2 protein-coding genes are annotated in these 2,626 nt (G+C 38.0%); one reads left to right on the top strand and one right to left on the bottom strand.

The features are described from left to right. A partial coding sequence (locus tag ACIPNH_RS05045) for a tetratricopeptide repeat protein (protein ID WP_400772057.1) occupies positions 1-1,157 on the top strand: 1,157 nt, incomplete at its 5' end. A gap of 40 nt (positions 1,158-1,197) precedes the next feature. Here the strand turns inward: ACIPNH_RS05045 and odhB are convergent. Then, positions 1,198-2,370, bottom strand: a complete 1,173-nt coding sequence (odhB, locus tag ACIPNH_RS05040) for a 2-oxoglutarate dehydrogenase complex dihydrolipoyllysine-residue succinyltransferase (protein WP_400772055.1) — start codon at positions 2,368-2,370, stop codon at positions 1,198-1,200. Positions 2,371-2,626 lie beyond the last annotated feature (256 nt).

Below are 2,626 nucleotides of genomic sequence, written 5' to 3'. Positions count from 1 at the left end.
TGGTAAGTCTTGGTATTGCTTATAATGCTTTAGACAATCCTCGGAACGCAAAAGAGTTGTTTGAATGGGCTTTACCTATTCTTGAGAAATATTATGGTTCTGATTGTCCTAAAGTTGCTGTTGCACTGACAAACCTTGGTAACGCTTATGAGGATTCGGGTAATCCTCATAAAGCAAAAAAGTTGTTTGAATGGGCTTTACCTATTTTTGAGAAACATTATGGCTCTGATCATCCTAAAGTTGCTGTCATACTGACAAACCTTGGCCACGCTTATGAGAATTTAGATAATCCCCGGAGAGCAAAAAAGTTGTTTGAGCAAGCTTTAGCAATTCAAGAGAAACATTATGGACTTGATCATTTCGAAGTTGCTAAACTACGGGCAAACCTTGGTCTTGTTTGTTATGCTTTGGGTGATCTTCAGAAAGCAAAGGAGCTGTCTGAACGGGCTTTACCTATTTTTGAGAAACATTACGGTCCTGACCATCTTGAATTTGCTAAACTGTTGTCAAACTTAGGTGTCATTTATGGGGGTCTAGGTTATCATAAGAAAAGAAAGAGGTTACTTGAACGGGCTTTAGCAATCAAAAGGAAACATTACAGGTCTGACCATTTCGAAGTTGCTATACTGCTGGTAAATCTTGGTATTGCTCATAATACTTTAGGTAGTTCTCAGAAAGCAAGAGAGTTGCTTGAACGTGCTTTACCTATTTTTGAAAAACACTATGGCCCTGATCACCCGGAAGTTGCTAAACTACTGGTAACCCTTGGCATTACTTATGGCATTTTAGGTAAACATAAGAAAAATCAAGAGTTGCTTAAACGGGCTTTACCTGTTTTTAAGAAACATTATGGCCCTGATCATCCAGAAATTGCTATTATACTAATAAGCCTCGGCATCTCTCATGGGGACTTAGGTGACCACGAGAAACAAAAGGAGCTGTTTGAACAGGCCTTGCCTATTCTTGAAAAACATTATGGCCCTGATCACCCGGAAGTTGCTACACTACTGATAAACCTAAGCAACGCCTATGGTGCTCTAGGTAACCATAAGAAACAAAAGGAGTTGTTTGCACGGGCTTCATCCATCTTTAAGAAGCATTATGGCCCTGATCATCCGGAAGTTGCTAAACTGCTGGCAGAGCTAGATGATATTTAGGCTTTTAGCAACACTAGATTAATAATCACTTATTTTATAATCACACTTCCAAAACTAACCTGTTTGGATCTTCTATATAATTTTTTATTTTAACGAGGAAAGTTACTGCTCCTTTGCCGTCAACTATTCTGTGATCGTAAGAGAGAGCAATGTACATCATAGGTCTGATTTCTACTGCATTACCAACAGCAACTGGCCTGTTTTGTATTGAATGCATTCCAAGTATTCCAGATTGCGGAGGGTTTATTATCGGAGTGGAAAGAAGTGAACCGTATACTCCACCGTTTGAGATGGTAAATGTTGCACCTTCCATTTCTGATACTTGTAATTTACCCTCACGAGCTTTTTTGCCAAGAGCAACTAAAGTCAACTCAATTTCTGCAAATGACATCTGATCGGCACCCCGAATAACTGGTACAACAAGACCTTTATCGGTGCCAACAGCAACACCTACGTCATAGTAATGTTTATATATGATTTCATCGCCTGAGATTTCAGCGTTAATTTCAGCAATTTCTTTCAATGCTTGCACCGCTGCCTTTATAAAAAACGACATAAAACCAAGTTTTATTCCATATTTTTTTTCAAAGGCGTCCTTATATTTTGCTCTTAGATCCATGACATTCTTCATGTCAATTTCATTGAACGTGGTCAGTATTGCAGCAGTATTTTGCGATGCTTTCAAACGAGAGGCAATTACTTGCCTTATTTTGCTCATTTTTACTCGTTCCTCTCTTTGCTCTCCATTTACTACACTTTTTGGCAATTCATATTGTTTTATTGCAGGTTGTTCAGCTTTGTTCATATGGCCTATCACATCTGCTTTTGTTATTCTGCCTCCCATGCCAGTTCCTTTGACGCTTTCTGCACTGATTGCATTTTCTTCCATAATTTTACGAGCTGATGGAGCATCTTTTTTAGCAGCACTTTCGCTTTTATCTTCTTTTCTCGCTTCCTCTTTTACTTCTCCCATGGAAAGCTTCGCTAACAATTGATCAGGACTTATTACATCATCTTCCTTTACAAGAAATTCAGTTATTTGCCCCGAAGCTTCTGCAGTTAATTCGAGTGCTGTTTTGTCAGTTTCAATTTCAAAGATCAAGTCATCTACTTTTACTGCTTCTCCAATACCCTTCTTTATTTTTACTATACCTTCTGTAACTGATTCACCACCAAGAGTTTTTGGTGCTCTGATTTCTATAATTTTGCTCATAAAACAACTTCCGTATAAAACTTTCTATAGATTTATACATGAAAAGAGACATGTAATAAACTAATAAATTCATTGAGGCTCTTATCATTTAGAAGTGGACAACAACTCCCAAATGTCATTCCAGCGTGTGACACTAAGTCATAAAAATTCCTTGACAAGCCTCGCCAGCTCCCTTATCATGAAAACGAAGCTATTTATTTATCTTCTCTGTACAGATTAAATGACAAAAAAACTCAACGTATCTGGCGTCTCATGT

The organism is Wolbachia endosymbiont of Drosophila barbarae, from assembly GCF_044752445.1.
GTDB classification, from domain to species: domain Bacteria; phylum Pseudomonadota; class Alphaproteobacteria; order Rickettsiales; family Anaplasmataceae; genus Wolbachia; species Wolbachia pipientis.
Note: the sequence above shows the minus strand (reverse complement) of the source record. Positions and strands in the feature narration are given on the sequence as shown.

Coding starts and splice junctions, on each gene's coding strand:
- odhB (WP_400772055.1), bottom strand. CDS start 2,370: ATGAGCAAAATTATAGAAATCAGAGCACCAAAAACTCTTGGTGGTGAA.